Origin of the sequence: Pseudomonas sp. CYM-20-01 (assembly GCF_023169845.1) — a bacterium.
Lineage (GTDB): Bacteria > Pseudomonadota > Gammaproteobacteria > Pseudomonadales > Pseudomonadaceae > Aquipseudomonas > Aquipseudomonas azotoformans.
The window spans coordinates 496,157-513,654 of sequence record NZ_AP025169.1; the positions used below are offsets into that span (position 1 = coordinate 496,157).

The 17,498-nt window shown below is 60.3% G+C and carries 15 protein-coding genes; 9 read left to right on the forward strand and 6 right to left on the reverse strand.

Annotation, left to right across the window (positions count from 1 at the left end; all coding sequences use genetic code 11):
- Positions 1-31 precede the first annotated feature (31 nt).
- From rfbD to rfbB, 4 genes are read right to left on the reverse strand one after another with little or no spacing between them, the layout of a single operon-like run.
- A complete protein-coding gene (gene rfbD / locus M2497_RS02240) occupies positions 32-901 on the reverse strand; it encodes a dTDP-4-dehydrorhamnose reductase (RefSeq protein ID WP_248485683.1) in 870 nt (289 codons plus the stop codon).
- Positions 898-1,443, reverse strand: a complete 546-nt coding sequence (gene rfbC / locus M2497_RS02245; protein WP_248485684.1) for a dTDP-4-dehydrorhamnose 3,5-epimerase — start codon at positions 1,441-1,443, stop codon at positions 898-900. Before rfbC ends, rfbD begins: the two co-directional genes overlap by 4 nt.
- Complete coding sequence (rfbA, locus tag M2497_RS02250; RefSeq protein ID WP_248485685.1) at positions 1,440-2,315, reverse strand: glucose-1-phosphate thymidylyltransferase RfbA; 876 nt, start codon at positions 2,313-2,315, stop codon at positions 1,440-1,442. Before rfbA ends, rfbC begins: the two co-directional genes overlap by 4 nt.
- Positions 2,312-3,394 (reverse strand): dTDP-glucose 4,6-dehydratase, encoded by a 1,083-nt coding sequence (rfbB, locus tag M2497_RS02255; RefSeq protein ID WP_058426229.1) that lies wholly within the window; start codon positions 3,392-3,394, stop codon positions 2,312-2,314. Before rfbB ends, rfbA begins: the two co-directional genes overlap by 4 nt.
- 150 nt (positions 3,395-3,544) lie before the next feature.
- Between rfbB and M2497_RS02260 the strand changes: the two genes are divergently transcribed.
- From M2497_RS02260 to M2497_RS02270, 3 genes are all read left to right on the forward strand, one after another.
- Positions 3,545-6,445, forward strand: a complete 2,901-nt coding sequence (locus tag M2497_RS02260; protein WP_248485686.1) for an aminotransferase — start codon at positions 3,545-3,547, stop codon at positions 6,443-6,445.
- A 121-nt stretch (positions 6,446-6,566) separates the two neighbouring features.
- Positions 6,567-7,673 (forward strand): agmatine deiminase, encoded by a 1,107-nt coding sequence (aguA, locus tag M2497_RS02265; RefSeq protein ID WP_248485687.1) that lies wholly within the window; start codon positions 6,567-6,569, stop codon positions 7,671-7,673.
- Between the two features lie 234 nt (positions 7,674-7,907).
- Positions 7,908-8,123 (forward strand): hypothetical protein, encoded by a 216-nt coding sequence (locus M2497_RS02270; protein ID WP_248485688.1) that lies wholly within the window; start codon positions 7,908-7,910, stop codon positions 8,121-8,123.
- 123 nt (positions 8,124-8,246) lie between these two features.
- On the opposite strand, the gene M2497_RS02275 is transcribed toward M2497_RS02270, so the two are convergent.
- Positions 8,247-10,316 (reverse strand): TonB-dependent siderophore receptor, encoded by a 2,070-nt coding sequence (locus tag M2497_RS02275; protein ID WP_248485689.1) that lies wholly within the window; start codon positions 10,314-10,316, stop codon positions 8,247-8,249.
- A gap of 412 nt (positions 10,317-10,728) precedes the next feature.
- Here M2497_RS02275 and M2497_RS02280 point away from each other — a divergent pair, with 412 nt between their 5' ends.
- The 4 genes from M2497_RS02280 to M2497_RS02295 all read left to right on the forward strand — a co-directional run bounded on the left by M2497_RS02280 (position 10,729) and on the right by M2497_RS02295 (position 14,519).
- The gene (locus M2497_RS02280) at positions 10,729-12,030 is read left to right on the forward strand and encodes an OprD family porin (protein WP_058426224.1); all 1,302 of its coding nucleotides are present in this window, start codon (positions 10,729-10,731) and stop codon (positions 12,028-12,030) included.
- Positions 12,031-12,162: 132 nt separating this feature from the next.
- Positions 12,163-13,188 carry an IS110 family transposase gene (locus M2497_RS02285; protein ID WP_058426805.1) on the forward strand — a complete coding sequence of 342 codons (1,026 nt, stop codon included), beginning with the start codon at positions 12,163-12,165 and terminating at the stop codon, positions 13,186-13,188.
- Between the two features lie 405 nt (positions 13,189-13,593).
- Positions 13,594-13,797, forward strand: a complete 204-nt coding sequence (locus tag M2497_RS02290; RefSeq protein ID WP_016979078.1) for a 4-oxalocrotonate tautomerase family protein — start codon at positions 13,594-13,596, stop codon at positions 13,795-13,797.
- Between the two features lie 20 nt (positions 13,798-13,817).
- Complete coding sequence (locus M2497_RS02295; protein ID WP_248485690.1) at positions 13,818-14,519, forward strand: SDR family oxidoreductase; 702 nt, start codon at positions 13,818-13,820, stop codon at positions 14,517-14,519.
- Between the two features lie 15 nt (positions 14,520-14,534).
- On the opposite strand, the gene M2497_RS02300 is transcribed toward M2497_RS02295, so the two are convergent.
- Entirely contained in the window at positions 14,535-15,422 is an 888-nt protein-coding gene (locus M2497_RS02300) for an AraC family transcriptional regulator (RefSeq protein ID WP_248485691.1), read from the reverse strand.
- 122 nt (positions 15,423-15,544) lie between these two features.
- Here M2497_RS02300 and M2497_RS02305 point away from each other — a divergent pair, with 122 nt between their 5' ends.
- Complete coding sequence (locus M2497_RS02305; protein ID WP_248485692.1) at positions 15,545-16,039, forward strand: hypothetical protein; 495 nt, start codon at positions 15,545-15,547, stop codon at positions 16,037-16,039.
- A 470-nt stretch (positions 16,040-16,509) separates the two neighbouring features.
- Positions 16,510-17,442: an SDR family NAD(P)-dependent oxidoreductase gene (locus tag M2497_RS02310; protein ID WP_248485693.1), complete on the forward strand. Its 933-nt coding sequence runs from the start codon at positions 16,510-16,512 to the stop codon at positions 17,440-17,442.
- Positions 17,443-17,498 lie beyond the last annotated feature (56 nt).

The following is a 17,498-nucleotide window of genomic DNA, read 5'->3' on the forward strand; positions in this document are numbered from 1 at the left end:
TCGTGCGCCTGTGGGTACAGGCGCATTATGCCTAGTGCTGCTGTGCAAGACACTCGCGCAATGCGTCTTGCCAATGTGGCTGGCTGACGTGCCACTGTTGTTGCAAGCGACTGCAATCGAGGCGTGAGTTCAGTGGGCGCTGGGCGGGTGTCGGGTAGGCGCTGGAAGGGATGGCTTCCAGCTCGGCGCAGGCTTTGCCTTGCTTGCGCAGATGCTCGCCGATGGCCTCGGCAAAACCGAACCACGAAGTTTCACCTTGGGCGGTCAGGTGATACACCCCCCATTCCCCCGCTGTGCCTGCTTGCCAGCGTTCGATCAATGCAAGCGTACTGTCGGCGATGCTGCCGGCCCAGGTTGGTGCACCGATCTGGTCGGCGACGATGCGCATCTGCGGCTTTTCCTGCAGCAGGCGTTGCATGGTCAGCAGGAAGTTCTTGCCGTGGTTGGAGTAGACCCAACTGGTGCGCAGGATCAGGTACTCGCCGCCCACGGCCGCAATCGCCTGCTCGCCGGTCAGCTTGCTCTGGCCATAGACGCCCAGTGGGTTCGGGGTGTCGGCTTCGATGTAGGGCGCCGGTTTGCTGCCGTCGAACACGTAGTCGGTGGAATAGTGGATCAGCGGGATGCCCAGGGCCTTGGCTTCCTCGGCGAGAATGCCGGGGGCGATGGCGTTGATGGCAAATGCGGCGTCTGGTTCGCTTTCGGCCTGATCGACAGCGGTGTGAGCCGCTGCGTTGATAATCAGGCTGGGGCGGTGGGCGCGCACTTGCTGGCGGATCTGCTCTGCATTGGCCAGGTCAAGCTGGTCGCGGCCCAGGACGATGAGTTCGCCCAGGCCCTGGAGGCGTTGTTGCAGTTCGCGGGAGACTTGGCCGTGTTGGCCACAGATCAGGATCTTCATGGGAACAAGTCGGCTTCCTTCAGGGGTTTACCGGCCTGGTCCTTGGCGGACAACCGGGGCGCTTCGGTCAGCTCCCAATCGATGGCCAGCGTCGGGTCATTCCACAGGATGCTGCGTTCGGCGCTGGGCTGGTAGTAATCGGTGGTTTTGTACAGGAACTCGGCGTGATCGCTCAGTACCACGAACCCATGGGCGAAACCTTCCGGCACCCACAGCTGGCGATTGTTCTGTGCTGACAGCCGCACGCCGACCCACTGGCCAAAGTTCGGCGAGCTGCGGCGGATGTCCACGGCCACGTCCAACACTTCCCCGGCGATGACGCGCACCAGTTTGCCCTGGGTGTGTTCGAGCTGGTAGTGCAGGCCCCGCAGCACGCCTTTTTGCGAGCGCGAGTGATTGTCCTGCACGAAGTCACGCTTGAGCCCGGTGGCCGCTTCAAAGGCGCGGGCGTTGAAACTTTCGTAGAAAAAGCCGCGTTCATCGCCGAACACTTTGGGTTCGAGGATCAGCACGCCGGGCAAAGTGGTTTCAACGACGTTCACTGGTTCTCTCCGGCCAGCGAGTACAGGTACTGGCCATAGCCGGTCTTGCCGAAGTACTTGGCACGTTCCAGCAGGTGGTCACGGTCGATCCAGCCATTTTCGTAGGCGATTTCTTCCAGGCAGGCCACTTTCAAGCCTTGGCGGTGTTCAATGGTCTGCACGTACTGCGAGGCTTCCAGCAAGCTGTCGTGCGTCCCCGTATCCAGCCAGGCAAAGCCACGGCCGAAGCGCTCTACCTGCAGGTCGCCGCGCTTGAGGTAGGCGTTGTTGACGTCGGTAATCTCAAGCTCCCCTCGAGGCGAAGGCTTGACTGCCTTGGCGATCTTGATCACGTCGTTGTCGTAGAAGTACAGGCCGGTCACTGCGTAGCTGGACTTGGGCTTCGCAGGTTTTTCTTCGATGGACAGGGCACGGCCTTCGCTGTCGAAGTCGATCACGCCGAAGCGCTCCGGGTCCTTGACCCAGTAGCCGAAGACAGTAGCGCCCGTCGGCCGCTTGGCGGCGCCGAGCAATTGCTCGCCGAAGTGCTGACCATGGAAGATGTTGTCACCCAGGATCAGGCACACAGGGTCATCGCCGATGAATTCCTCGCCAATGATGAAGGCCTGGGCCAGGCCATCCGGGGTTGGCTGTTCGGCATAACTGAAACGTACGCCAAACTGGCTGCCATCGCCCAGCAGGTTGCGATACTGCGGCAAGTCCACCGGTGTGGATATCACCAGAATCTCTTTGATCCCCGCCAGCATCAGTACCGAGATCGGGTAGTAGATCATCGGCTTGTCATACACCGGCAGCAGTTGCTTGGACACGCCCAGGGTAATGGGGTGCAAACGCGTGCCGGAGCCGCCGGCCAATACGATTCCCTTCATCATGCAATCAGATCCTTAAGGTCGGTGTTGCCCAAACGTTCACCCTGGTAACTGCCGTCCTGGACCCTGCGGCACCATTCCAGGTTATCCAGGTACCACTGCACGGTTTTGCGCAGCCCTGTTTCAAAGGTTTCTTCGGGGGTCCAACCCAGCTCTCGCTCGATCTTGCCTGCATCGATGGCATAGCGCTGGTCGTGGCCCGGGCGATCCTTCACGAAGGTAATCAGGTCGGTGAACTGCTCGACACCAGCCGGGCGCTGTGGCGCCAGTTCTTCGAGCAGGGCGCAGATACCACGCACCACGTCGATATTCTTCTGCTCGTTGTGTCCGCCGATGTTGTAGGTCTCGCCGACCACACCTTCGGTGACCACTTTGAGCAATGCGCGGGCATGGTCTTCGACGAACAGCCAGTCGCGCACCTGCAAACCATCACCGTAGACCGGCAGCGGCTTGCCCGCGAGGGCATTGAGTATCACCAGCGGGATCAGCTTCTCGGGGAAGTGGAATGGCCCGTAGTTGTTCGAGCAGTTGGTCAGCAGCACCGGCAAGCCGTAGGTGCGCTGCCAGGCGCGGACCAGGTGATCGGACGCCGCCTTGCTGGCCGAATACGGTGAGCTGGGTGCATAGGGTGTGGTTTCAGTGAACAGGTCGTCCACGCCATGCAGGTCGCCGTACACCTCATCGGTGGAGATGTGATGGAAGCGGAACGCGCGCTTGGCGGGCTCGTCGAGCGTCTGCCAATAGGCGCGGGTGGCTTCCAGCAAGCTGTAGGTGCCCACGATATTGGTCTGAATGAAGTCCGACGGGCCATCGATCGAGCGGTCTACATGGGACTCGGCCGCCAGGTGCATGATCGCCTGGGGCTCAAAGCGCTTCAGTACGGCACTGACAGTGGCCTGGTCGACAATATCGGCCTGGACGAACTCGTAGCGGCTGTTGGACGCGATGCTGGTCAGCGATTCCAGGTTGCCGGCATACGTGAGTTTGTCCAGGTTGAGCACTTCGTGCTCGGTGTGTTGAATCAGGTGGCGGATTAAGGCAGAGCCAATAAAACCGGCGCCACCGGTGATGAGAATGCGCATGTCAGAGGGCCTTTTCCTTAGACGGACATTAAGCGAATGGAGCATAGCTTGAGTTGTGACGCCGAGCGGTGCAAGCGTGGTTTGCGCAGGGGGTTGCGTAAGCCCCCTGAACAATGGCGATATACACCCCTAAAAACCGAGGCCACCCCCATGTTGCTCGCCACCCTGATCCATCGCGCCAGTCTACCCTGCCCGCAAGTCAGCCCCGATCAGGCGGCTCGATTGCTTGAGCAGTATTACGGCCTTAGTGGCACGTTGCGATCGCTGGGCAGCCAGCAAGACCTTAACTACAAAGTCGACAGTGCCCGTGGCCGGTTCGTTCTGAAAATCTGCCGGGGCGACTACGCTGCCGTGGAACTTCAGGCCCAGCACGCGGCGCTCAACAGCCTGCAGGCGGTGCGCGTACCCAAGGTCATCAAGGCCCTGACAGGTGAGGAACTGCTGACCCTGACCCTCGACGGCCAAACCCTGCATGTGCGGGTGCTGGACTATATCGACGGCCAGCCGTTGACCTATCTGCCCCACTTGGGGCGCAGGGTGATCGCAAGCTTTGGCGACCTTTGCGGTCGGATGAGCCAGGCGCTGGCGTCGTTTGAACATCCGGGCCTGGAGCGTACGTTGCAATGGGACCCGCGCCATGCCCTGGAATTGATCAGGCATCTGCTGGCAACCCTGGAAGATTTGCCTCACCGCCAAGCGCTGGAACAAGTGGCTGAGCAGGTCCAGGACCGTATGCGTCCCCTGGCCGACCACCTGCCGTGGCAAGCCGTGCACATGGATATCACCGACGACAATGTGGTGTGGCAGCGTGATGCGCAACGCCACTGGCAACTTCAGGGCGTGATCGATTTCGGCGACCTGGTGCGCACCTGGCGCATTGCCGATCTGTCGGTGACCTGCGCCGCGCTGCTGCACCATGCCGAGGGCGACCCCTTTGCTATCTTGCCGGCGGTCCAGGCTTGCCATGCGGTGACGCCGTTGCAGCATGAAGAATTACAGGCGCTATGGCCGCTGATCGTCGCCCGCGCGGCGGTGCTGGTCTTGAGCAGCGAGCAGCAACAACGGCTGGATCCGCATAACAGCTACCTGTTGAAAAATGCCGGGCATGAGTGGGAAATCTTCCATGTAGCGACCTCGGTGCCGTTTGAGCTGATGGAAGCGGCGATTCTCAGCAGTGTTGGTCAGGCACCCACACCCGTCGCCAGCCAAGGCTTTGCTCCTTTGTTGCCGGGGTTGGTAGGCCGCGAGTTCGCGCTGATCGACCTGGGCGTGCTCAGCCCGCATTTCGAGGCCGGCAACTGGGAGCAACCCGGCATCGATCAGCGCCTGTTGCAGGAGGCGGCGGCGGTGCATGGCTTGGCGGCGAGTCGCTATGGGCAGTACCGGTTGTCGTGTACTCGGCCCGACAGTGCGACCGAGCCGGAGACGTTCCCGTTGCACGTTGAACTGCACGTGTCGTTGGCGACTTCCGTCGAAGCGCCGTTTGCCGGTGTGGTGCGACGGGGGGCCAATGGCGAACTGCAGGTGCATAACAGCGAAGCGACCGTGCGGCTGTGGGGTGTAAAGCCGCTTTTGCAGCCGGGTGCCGCAGTGCTCAAGGGCCAGGTGATCGGTGAGGTCGAGGGGCCGCTGACGGTACAGCTTTGCCGGGCTGACTTGCCCGCACCGCTGTTCTGCGCACCGTCCCGGGCACTGGCGTGGCAAGCACTGTGCCCATCGCCGGCTGCGCTGCTGGGGCTGGCCTGCGACGCCGAGCCCGAGCTGGACCCCGAGGCCCTGCTGGCCCGGCGCGACGCCAGTTTCGCCCGTTCGCAAAAGCACTATTACGTCGACCCGCCGCGTATCGAGCGCGGCTGGCGCAACCACCTGATCGACATGCAGGGCCGCTCCTACCTGGACATGCTCAATAACGTGGCGGTACTCGGCCACGGCCACCCGCGTATGGCGGCGGTGGCGGCGCGGCAGTGGTCGTTGCTCAACACCAACTCGCGCTTTCACTATGCGGCGATTGCCGAGTTTTCCGAGCGCTTGCTGGCGCTGGCACCGGAGGGCATGGACCGGGTGTTCCTGGTCAACAGCGGCACCGAGGCCAATGACCTGGCGATCCGCCTGGCCTGGGCCTACAGCGGCGGGCGCGACATGCTCAGTGTGCTGGAGGCCTACCATGGCTGGTCGGTGGCGGCGGATGCGGTGTCCACCTCGATTGCCGACAACCCCCAGGCCTTGAGCAGCCGGCCGGACTGGGTGCACCCGGTGACGGCGCCGAATACCTATCGCGGCGAGTTTCGCGGGCAGGACAGTGCGCCCGATTACGTACGAAGTGTGGAGCACAACCTGGCGAAAATCGCTGCAAGCAAACGCCAGTTGGCCGGTTTCATCTGTGAGCCGGTGTACGGCAATGCCGGTGGTATCTCGTTGCCGCCGGGCTATTTGCAGCAGGTGTATACGCTTGTGCGTGCCCAAGGCGGCGTGTGCATCGCCGATGAAGTGCAGGTGGGCTATGGCCGCATGGGGCACTTCTTCTGGGGCTTTGAAGAGCAGGGCGTGGTGCCCGATATCATCACCATGGCCAAGGGCATGGGCAATGGCCAGCCCCTGGGGGCGGTGATTACCCGGCGTGAAATCGCCGAAGCGCTGGAGGCTGAAGGTTATTTCTTCTCGTCGTCAGGAGGCAGCCCGGTCAGTTGTCGCATCGGCATGGCCGTGTTGGATGTGATGGAGGAAGAAAAACTGTGGGAAAACGCCCAAGTGGTCGGCGGGCATTTCAAGGCTCGCCTGGAAGCTCTGATCGAGCGCCATCCATTGGTTGGCGCCGTCCACGGTTCCGGGTTTTACCTCGGCCTGGAATTGGTACGCGACCGGCAAACCCTGGAGCCCGCCACCGAAGAAACCACCTTGTTGTGTGATCGCCTGCGGGAACTGGGAATTTTCATGCAGCCCACCGGCGACTATCTGAACATCCTCAAGATCAAGCCGCCGATGGTCACGTCGAGGCGCAGCGTGGACTTCTTTGTCGACATGCTGTCGAAGGTGCTGGATGAGCAGTTGTAGTTAATCGATTGTTATCGGTTAAGTACTGTCATATTTATCGACTATGATCTTTTGTCGCTTTTAAAGCCGATTTTTATCCGTTATAAAGTCGGCATTTACCCCATTCGGAGCCCTGACCGCCATGACCACCCTGCACAGTACCCCTCGCGCCGATGGCTTCCACATGCCCGCCGAATGGGCGCCACAGACGCAAACCTGGATGATCTGGCCCGAGCGCCCGGACAACTGGCGCCTGGGCGGCAAGCCGGCGCAGGCTGCCCATGTGGCGGTGGCCAAGGCGATCGCACGTTTTGAACCGGTGACCGTTGCCGTATCCGCCGGCCAGTACGAAAATGCCCGCGCACGCCTGGATGTGCCGAATATCCGTGTGGTGGAGATGTCCAGCGATGACGCCTGGGTGCGCGACACCGGCCCGACCTTCGTGATCAACAACAGCGGCGAAGTGCGCGGCGTGAACTGGGATTTCAACGCCTGGGGCGGTTTTGACGGCGGCTTGTATGCGCCGTGGAACCGCGACTCCCAGGTTGGCGGCAAGATCCTCGAGATCGAACGCGCACCGCGCTACCGCACCGAAGGTTTTGTGCTGGAAGGCGGTTCGATCCATGTCGACGGCGAAGGCACCCTGATCACCACCGAGGAATGCCTGCTCAACCGCAATCGCAACCCGCACCTGGGCCGGGCCGAGATCGAGGCGGTGCTGAGCGCCAACCTGGCTGTGGATAAGATCATCTGGTTGCCGGATGGCCTGTTCAACGACGAAACTGACGGCCATGTGGATAACTTCTGCTGCTACGTGCGCCCGGGCGAAGTGTTGCTGGCCTGGACCGATGACGCGCACGACCCGAACTACGCGCGCTGCCACGCCGCCCTGGACGTGCTGCAAAGCAGCACCGACGCCCAGGGCCGCTCGTTCACAGTGCATAAAATGCCGATCCCGGGGCCGCTGTACGCCACCGAGGAAGAATGCGCCGGTGTCGACCCGGTTGACGGCTCCCAGGAGCGCAATCCGACCGTGCGCCTGGCCGGTTCCTACGTGAACTTCCTGATCGTCAACGGCGGCATCATCGCCCCAAGCTTCGACGACCCGCTGGACAGCCAGGCCAAGGCGATCCTGCAGGACCTGTTCCCGCAGCACGAAGTGGTGATGGTGCCGGGCCGCGAACTGTTACTGGGGGGCGGCAATATCCATTGCCTGACCCAACAACAGCCTGCTCCGCACAAAAATTGAGTGCAGTTGTAACAGTGCTTTAACCGGAGCCAGGGGCTATCTGGTTCGAGCGCTTACAGCAAGCCCGCGGCCCAGCAAGGTCGCGGGCTTTTTTGTGTGCGTATGCCTATAAACACGAGACATTGGCATAGCTCTTGTATCGGTGTCGTCACAGTGGCCCAAGTTAATGACTGCGCAGTTCTGTCATAAACCTTGAGTAAGTTAGCCGCTCACGCAGTAGGAGAGAGCGCTGAAATGAATGCCGATATCAACCTGATGTACACGCGCACGTTCCACCCCTTGCGGGTCAACGGCGACGCGATCCATGCGCTGGCGCTCTGGTTGAAGGAAAACGGTTCGCGACAGATCAGGCAACAGCCTGACTTGCGCAGCGTGATGAGTAAACGCTATCCGGCGGGGTTGTTCAGTGAGGATGAAGTGCACGCGTTGTGTGACCTGCTGAAAAACTAAGCAACACAGAGAACAAATGTGGGAGGGGGCTTGCCCCCGATAGCGGCGTGTCAGGCAAAAATATCAACCGACCGGTTGCCATCGGGGGCAAGCCCCTTCCTACACCTTTTGGATGTATTCGGTTTAGAAACTGTAGGTCCCAGTCACCACCACGCTGCGCGGCTCTCCCGGCTGGATCTGCGCCACGCTGGTCGCCGACGCATAGTAGTTTTTATCCGCGATATTGTTCAGCGCCGCCCTCACGTCCCATTCCTTCTGGCGGAACCCGGCCAACGCATCCCAACGGCCATAACCCGGCAGCACCACGGTGTTGAGACTGTCGGCGTAACGATCCCCCACCAGCGTCAAACCGGTTTCGGCGTACCAGCCCATTTCTGGTTTCCAGGTGATAAACAGGCTGCCGTTGCGCTTGGCCACATCACTGACGCGCTTGCCTTCAAAGCCGTTGTTGTCCTTCACCACCGTGGCGTCCTGCAGGCCGATACCGCCGCGTACGTACCAGTTGCCGACGATCTTGCCGGTGGCAGTCAGCTCCACGCCGCGTGAGCGTTGCAAACCGCTGAGCAGGGTGATGGTGCGGTCCAGCGGGTCGCTGGTGCGGCGGTTGTAGAGTTCCAGTTCGTACACCGCCAGGGTGGTGCTCAGACGGTCGTCCAGCCAGTCGCTCTTGACCCCGATTTCCTTCTGTTTGGTCAGTTCGGGGCTCAGGTCGTTGGCGCCGCTGGTGGCGCTCGGGGTGATGCCGATCAGGCCGCCGCCGGCTGGGGAGAACGTCTTGCTCCACGAGGCGTAGAACGAGTGGTTTTCCAGGGGTGTCCACACCAGGCCGATGCGCGGGCTGGCGTTATGGCTGTCGACGTCTTGCTGGAGGTTGTTGAGTTTGTTCTTGGTATCGACTTCAAAGCGGTCGTAACGCAGGCCAGCCAGGAGCTGCCATTGATCGTTCAGGCGCAGTTGGTCTTGTATATAAACCGCACGACTTTCCACTTCGGTGTGGTTGTTGCTGGATACGCTCATCCGCCCGGTGTGGCTCAGGTGGCGGTTGGGCTGGTTGAGGTTGAGGCTCGGCACGGTGTTGCCACCGTTGTAGAGCTTCGGATCGCGGCGTTGGCTGCCCATTTCGACGCCGGTGAGCAGGCGGTGTTCCAGGCCGAAGGTGCTGAAGCCGCCTTCCAGTTCGACGTTGTTGAAGAGGTTCCGCGTGGTCAGGTCTTGCTGCCAGCGCTGGCGTGTCACGCTGTTGGTCGCAGGCACGTAGGCGGTCTGGTAGGTGTTGTCGAAATCACTGTCGAGCTTGAACACGCCCAGGGTCTGGCGCAGTTGCCAGTTGTCGTTGAGCTCATAGGCCAGCTTGGAGCGCAGGGACTGGGATTTGTCGTCGATGTAGTCGCGGCTGTCGCCGTAGGTGGTGCTGCGGCTCACATCCGCCGGCCGGCCGTTGACCCCGGGAATGCCACGGTCCGGCGTGCGGTTGTAGCGGCTGTATTCGTATTGCACCAGCCAATTCAGGTCCGGCGTGAGCTGCCAGCTCATGGACGGTGCGAACAGCTGGCGATTGCCGCTGACGCCATCGCGGAAGCTGTTGTTGTCCTGGTTGCCCATGTTCAGGCGCAGGCTGATGTTATCGGTGGGGTCGGTGCTGAGGTCGGCATACAGGCTGCGCAAATCGTTGCTGCCGCCTTGGGCCTCGATACTCGACTTGTGGCCGGCGGTAGGCAGTTTGCTCACACGGTTGACGATCCCTCCCTGACCGCCTCGCCCGTAGAGTACGGCAGCTGGCCCCTTGAGCACTTCGATGCGCTCGATGTTGTGCAGGTCGCGCACGTACTGGCTGTCATCGCGGATGCCATCCAGGTAGAAATCGTTGCTCGCATCGAAACCCCGGATGCGCAGGCTGTCGAAGCGCGTGTCGGCGCCACTGCTGACGTTGGGAATGCCGCTCAACGCCTGGCCCAGGTCATTGGTGCCGTAGGCGCGCAGGCTTTCGGTCTTAACCGAGTCGATGGCCTGGGGCACATAACGCACCGGCGTAGCGGTGCGGGTGGCGGTGCTGGTTTCCTTGACGCGTGGGTCGTCTTCGTCAGCTTCGGCGCTGATCGAGGTTTCGGGCAAGGTGGTGGCCGCACAGGCAAAACCGGCAGACAGCAGAACGGAAAGCCCAAGGGTGATGGGCGTCAGGCGAGGGGCAGGCATTAAGGAATGTATCCGAATGGTTTGGGAGGAAAACTACGCGTTAATGGTAATGCTTTGCATTTGCGCGCGTTATCAATTGCCAAACGTATCGGCTTTTAAATATGTTACGGAATGTGTTTTTTGCCGTTTTGCATGCGGTTTTTTGTCGCTTTCAATGTGGTTGTAGGCCTGCGCTTAGAATTATTTCGCCTAAATACAGACGATTCGCGAAATTGACACATAGTTCCGGGCGCGACTAGGATTGCGCCCAACGCCTGTGGCTAACCGCCATGACTCATCCAATAAAAAAGGCCCGCGGCATGTTCAGTCGTCCGCGGGCCTTCTTTTTTCCGGATTCAGTCGACACCAGAAAAAGCATTACGGAGCCTGGTGTCACAGCGCGTACTCAACCAGGAATAAGGAATACAAGAAAATGTTGAAGCAACGGATGAGTCTGATCGCTCTGGGGATTTTGAGCGCATCGACAGCAATGGCAAACGACCAGGACCAGTCCAAGGGTTTTATCGAAGACAGCCACCTGAACATCGCCGCACGTAACGCCTACATCAGCCGCGACTACAAAAACGGCAAGCAAGACAAAGCCGAATGGGGCCAAGGCTTCATCGGCAAGCTGGAGTCCGGTTTCACCCAGGGCACCGTCGGTGTGGGTGTGGACGTGATCGGCCAATACGCTATCCGCCTGGACGGTGGTAAAGGTCGCGCTGGCGCGGGCGGTATCGACTTCTTCAAACCGGGTAATGGCACTGCCAACAACCCTGGCTCGGCACCACACGACCTGGCCAAAGGCGGCGCTGCCGTGAAGTTCCGCGTTTCCAACACCGTGCTCAAGTACGGTGATCAGTTCCCGGCCGTGCCTGTGCTGCAGTACGACAACTCCCGTCTGTTGTCGGAAACCTACACCGGTACCTCGATCGTTTCCAAAGAGATCGCCGGTCTGCAACTGGACGCGGGTCACTTCACCAAAGAAGCGCGCAAGAGCACGGAAGGCACCGACAGCGGTCGCCTGAAAAGCATCGACTACATCGGTGGTAGCTACAAATTTACCGAAAGCCTGTCTGCCGCGCTGTACGCCTCCGACATGCAGGACGTGCTGAAGAAGCAATACGTCAACGTCAACTACGTACTGGCCCTGCCAGAGAAGCAGTCGCTGACTTTTGACTTCAACGGCTACAAAACCAAGCTGGACAAGAGCTTCGCCCTGGAAAACCAAGGCAGTGAAGACGCGCGCGACAACAAGATCTGGAGCCTGGGCGCGACCTGGGCCGTTGGCCCGCACAGCTTCACCGTGGCTCACCAGCGCAGCACCGGCGACACCGGCTACCTGTACGGCGGCTACCGCAACGCTGGCGGCATCGGCGACGGTGGCAACACCATCCTGCTGGCTAACTCCTACTGGTCCGACTTCAACGGCAAGGACGAGCGTTCGTGGCAAGTGGGCTATGGCATCGACTTCGCCACCTTCGGCGTGCCGGGCCTGACCTACAACGTTGCCTACGTGCGTGGTACCAACATCGACGACGGTACCAACCGCGGCGACGGCACCGAGCGCGAAATCTGGAACCAGTTCAAGTACGTGGTCCAGAGCGGCCCGGCCAAAGACCTGAGCCTGCGCGCGCGCGCGTCGTGGTTGCGCGTGTCCAACAACGCCAGCAACTACAACGTAGGCGGTAACGAAATCCGTCTGTTCGCCGACTACCCGATCAACGTTTTCTAATTGATCCGGCGTCGCGCCTGAGTTTCAGGCGATAAAAAACCCCGACTGGTTCGGGGTTAATGAGATGGTCACCCCCAACACCCTGTGAGGGCTACGCTTTCACAGGGTGTTTTGTTTTCGGAGGCCATCATCATGAGCGAGTCAGCACTGATTGGGATCGATCTCGGCAAACATAATTTCCACCTTCTCGGCCAAGACAAATCAGGCCGCGAGGTGTTTCGCAAAAAGCTCTCGCGAGCGCAGATGATGCGGTTCTTCGGCAACTTGCCGAGCTGCGTCGTGGTAACGGAAGCCTGTGCCGGCTCTCACTTCATCGCCCGTCAGCTTGCGGCGATGGGGCATACGACCAAGTTGATTTCACCGCAGTTTGTCCGCCCTTTCGTCAAGGGCAACAAAAACGACTTTATCGACGCAGAGGCTATTTGCGAGGCGGCTTCTCGTCCGTCCATGCGCTTCGTCACGCCTAAAACCGAGTCTCAGCAAACCCTGTCTGTTCTGCATCGCATGCGCGAGTCGTTGGTGCATGACCGCACCAAGACAGCCAATCAGATGCACGGTTTCCTGTTGGAATTTGGCATCAGCCTGCCCAAAGGCTTAGCCATCATGAAGCGTTTGGCAGCTGTTTTGGCCGAGCATGAGCTGCCTGCGCGGCTGACAGTGCTGTTGCAACGCCTGCACGATCACTTCGTTTACCTGGATGAACGGATCAAGGAACTGGACAAAGAACTGGCTTGCCAGCTGGCCGACGATGATCTGGGGAGTCGTTTGCTTAGCATGCCGTGTGTCGGCCCGATCACCGCCAGCCTTCTGGCTGTAGAAATGGGCGATGGCAAGCAATACCGATGCAGTCGCGATTTTGCGGCTTCAGTGGGCTTGGTGCCGCGACAGTACAGCACGGGCGGCAAAGCCAATTTGTTGGGGATCAGCAAGCGAGGTGACAAGCACCTGCGACAACTGTTGGTGCAATGCTCCAGGGTTTACATGCAGCGGCTGGATCACCAGAAAGGGGCTTTGGCCGACTGGGTGCGAGCGCTGCTGCGCCGACGACACTCGAATGTGGTGGCCTGTGCCCTGGCCAACAAACTGGCGCGTATCGCTTGGGCGATAGCGGCTCATCATGCGCAATATGAAGCAGGGCCAGACGCCTTGAACGCCTGACCCTGCGGTTGTTGCAGTACCACGACTCACCCTTCAGGTTTTGCGATAGCTGAACAACGGATGACGTGAACGGCCTACCGGCCTGGCGAAGATCCTGACATAAAAATCGGCTTCAGAAGCCGACGGGTTTTTAAGGATCGTCAGGCGCGACTCTCATCGTGGCGCTGGGGCAAGCCCCAAACAGACGCCGGATAGATTTAAGCAAGCCAACCACACCACCCGTTAATCAGTATTGCAAAAATGGGGGTGACCATAGATTTTTTATGCCCGTCTGTGCAGGGCAGACTTGTTACATCGAATCACTAATGAAGTACCCGTGCCCACCTTTATCCCCTCCCGGCGCAAGCCTAAATTGGCCCCACTGCCTGCCCGTCACCCCGATGGTCGGCCACTGGAGTCTTCGCCATGCCCTTTGTCAGCCTGCGCATTACCCGTGACGGCGTTACCCCGGAGCAAAAAGCCCAGGTCATCGCCGAATTCACTGAAACCCTCGAACGGGTCCTGCACAAACGCCCGGACCTGACCCATATCGTCATCGAAGAAGTCGACACCGATAACTGGGGCTACGCCGGCATCACCACCACCGAATACCGCAAATCCCAAGCCTGAATCCCTACCGGAGCATCATCATGAAAAAAGTCGTCATCATCACCGGCGCGTCCCAAGGTATCGGCGCCGCTGTGGTCCAGGCCTACCGTGCCCTCGATTATCGCGTGGTCGCCACCTCGCGCTCGATCCAGCCGTCCACCGACCCCGACATCCTCACCGTCGCCGGCGACATCGCCGACCCGGCCACGGCCCAGCGCATCATCCGCGACACCCTGGCCACCTTCGGGCGCATCGACAGCCTGATCAACAATGCCGGCATCTTCATCGCCAAACCCTTCACCGCCTACACCCAGGAGGACTACGCCAACGTGCTCGCGGTGAACCTCAATGGTTTCTTCTACATCACCCAACTCGCCATTGCCGAAATGGAAAAACACGGCGCCGGCCACATCGTCAACGTCACCACCAGCCTGGCTGACCACGCCATTGACGGCGTGCCGTCGGTACTCGCCAACCTCACCAAAGGCGGCTTGAATTCGGCGACCAAATCCTTGGCGATTGAATACGCCAAGCGCGGGATTCGCGTGAATGCCGTGAGCCCGGGGATCATCAAGACACCGATGCACGGTGCAGAAACCCACATGGCGTTGGGGCAATTGCACCCGGTCGGGCACATGGGGGAAGTGAGTGACATCGCCCAGGCAATCGTCTACCTGGAAACCGCCGGCTTTGTGACCGGTGAGATTCTGCATGTAGACGGCGGGCAAAGCGCCGGGCATTGATACACACGTCCCGGCCTAACCCGGCCGGGCGTTGTCATCCCGTGGCGAGCGGCCGAAAAAGGCTTTGTAAGCCCGGCTGAACGCGGCCTCGGACGCGTAGCCAATCGCGAAGCCCACTTCCCCGATGCGGCCGTCCTGTTTGGCCAGCATGGTTTTTGCCAGGGTCAGCCGCCATTCATTCTGATACCGAAGCGGCGAGCGGCCGACCAAGGCGCTGAAGCGTTCGCAGAAGTTAGACCTCGACATGCCCGCCACCTCGGCCAGATTGTCGATGCGCCATTGCTTGCCTGGTGTTTCGTGAATGGCTTTCAGCACGCGCGCGATACGCGCGTCCGACAGCCCACCCAACCATCCGGAAGCGGCGCCCTGGTGCACCCAGGTGCGCAGGATGCGAATCACCACCAAGTCGATCAGGCGCGAAATCATCAACGCGCCGCCCGGTTGCGTGTCGTGGGCTTCGAGCAACATGAAATGCAGAATGCCTTCCGCCCACGCGGCGGCGTCGGCTTGCTGGATATGGATCAGCCGCGGCAGGGCGAACAGCATGGCCTGGAAGCTGCTCGCGTCGAACCAGAAGCGGCAGATGACCACGGTTGCCGGCCCATTCAGGGCGGTCAGCGTAATGCCCGTGGGGTCGTGGGGCAGCAGGATCACATCGCCTTGCTGCAGCGTCAGGGGTGGCTGATGGGCAACGTTCAGATGCAACCGACCGTGCTGGAGCACGCAGATGTGCGCGCTTTTTTCATCCAGCGTGAGGGGCTGTGCCTCCGTCAGCGTGCAGGAATAGACCCGATCACCTGTCAGGCGGATCTGCGCCAGTACCTGGGACAGCAGGTCGCCCTTGGCCAGCCCTTCCAGCTGCATTTGTGGATGAATGATCAAGTTTTCCAGGGGATTCATCATGTCGGTTCGACCCCGCCCTCACTAAGCTGACCGCCGAGATCATAGCGCGCCGGCGCCATCGGGATGAGCCTTTCCCGCGCTGACCGTTTTTGCACATCATCCAACCACATGGGAACACCACTATGTTCGGAATCTCCGCTCTCGGCTGGCTGCACACCCTCGGCAGCTTGCCGGCCATTCCACTGGCCGCCTACATGTTTATCCGGCATGGCCGCATCGTGCCGCGCTCAGTGCCGGGCGTGTTGTATTTTGTGTCGATGTTGATCGGCGGCCTCACCGTGTTCCTGGTCGCGCATCAGCCCGTCAGCAACGCCATCGGCATTATTACGATTACGCTGCTGTTGGCGGGTTATGGGGTAGGGCGCGTGGCCTGGCTGGGGCAAGCCCGGGTGTATGTGGAGACGATCTTGCTGAGCCTGACGGCTTTTTTCCTGATGGTGCCCACCGTGTCCGAGACGTTGCGTCGCGTTCCCGATGGCCACCCCTTCGTCACTGATCTGAAATCCCCGGTGCTGCTGGGCGCGCAGGCGGGCATTGCGTTGGCGCTGGTGATCGGCGTGACGGCGCAAATGGTGTTCCTGCGCAGGCAATCACGCCTCAGCACTGCCCAACACTGAAAAACCGGGCAGAAACTGCCCGCTTTCATCGCCCAACACCGTGTAGCCGCCCATGAAGTCGGAGGCAGCAATCGTCACGCAAGTCGTTTCGACCACACAGCCTGGGACACCAATATGGGTGCAGTAGACGTGATGCCTTGAAGGGTGACAAGCAGGCTGCGCCCTATTACCAGCGTCAAATAAGTGGCTGATTTTGTCGCTGGTTGCCGTTTAGCGGCAAATTAGACAATTCATTGACAGTCTCTTTTGGATCCACCATGATCGCCACGAATTTGATGGCTCTAAGCCATTAAAATGACATTAGCAACGCGCATTCGTCCCATGCTGTGGTTCTTCAAGATTCAGGGATAAGGCGGCTTGGACTCGGATGGCCAGGCGACGTTGGTCAGGGTAGCCCTAAAACACTGTCACCTTTAATTAGCAGGCTCGTTTGTCGCTGCCTGCGCTCGAGTCTTTAGGAAGTAAACTTCATGGCTGTAGGACGAATTCTGGTTACCGGTGGTGCAGGTTTTATTGGGTCACATCTGGTCGATGCGTTGCTGGGCAAAGGCTACAAGATTCGCGTATTGGACAATTTGTCGACCGGTAAGGTGGCTAACCTGCCCGCCGGTAATCCTGATCTGGAGCTGCTGGTTGGCGATGTCGCCGACAGCGCCGTGGTCGAGCAGGCCATGCGTGATTGCAGCGCAGTCGTGCATCTGGCGGCGGTTGCGTCGGTGCAGGCCTCGGTAGACGATCCTGTCGCCACTCACCAGGCCAATTTCGTCGGCACACTCAACGTGTGCCAAAGCATGCTCAAGGCCGGTGTGGCGCGTGTGGTGTTTGCCTCCAGCGCGGCGACCTACGGCAACAACGGCGAAGGCACGGCCATCGCCGAAGACACGCCCAAGTCCCCACTGACGCCTTATGCCAGCGACAAGTTGGCCAGTGAGTATTACCTGGACTTCTACCGTCGCGAGCATGGCCTTGAGCCGGTGATCTTCCGCTTTTTCAATATCTTCGGCCCACGCCAGGATCCGTCTTCGCCGTACTCCGGTGTGATCAGCATCTTCACCGAGCGCGCGTTGGCGGGTAAGCCGATTACCGTCTTTGGTGACGGCGAGCAAACCCGCGACTTCGTCTACGTGCAGGACCTGGTGAGCATCCTCGTCCAGGCAGTCGAGACCCGCGAACCGGCACCTGAAGCCATCAACGTAGGGCTCAGCCGTTCGACCAGTCTCAACGACCTGATCGCTGAACTGGGCAATGCCACCGGCACCGCGTTGAACGTGACCTACCAAGCTTCACGTCAAGGCGACATCCGTCATTCGCGCGCTGATAACGCCCGTCTGCTGGAGCGCTTTGCACTCCCGCAACCGACCTCCATTGGCCAGGGTTTGGCGCAGCTTTTGCGCAGTTTGTAGCTCGCCGGTCACTTCGCCCGACGTCTACGCAGTATCGGCTCAGTCATCTTCAAGAG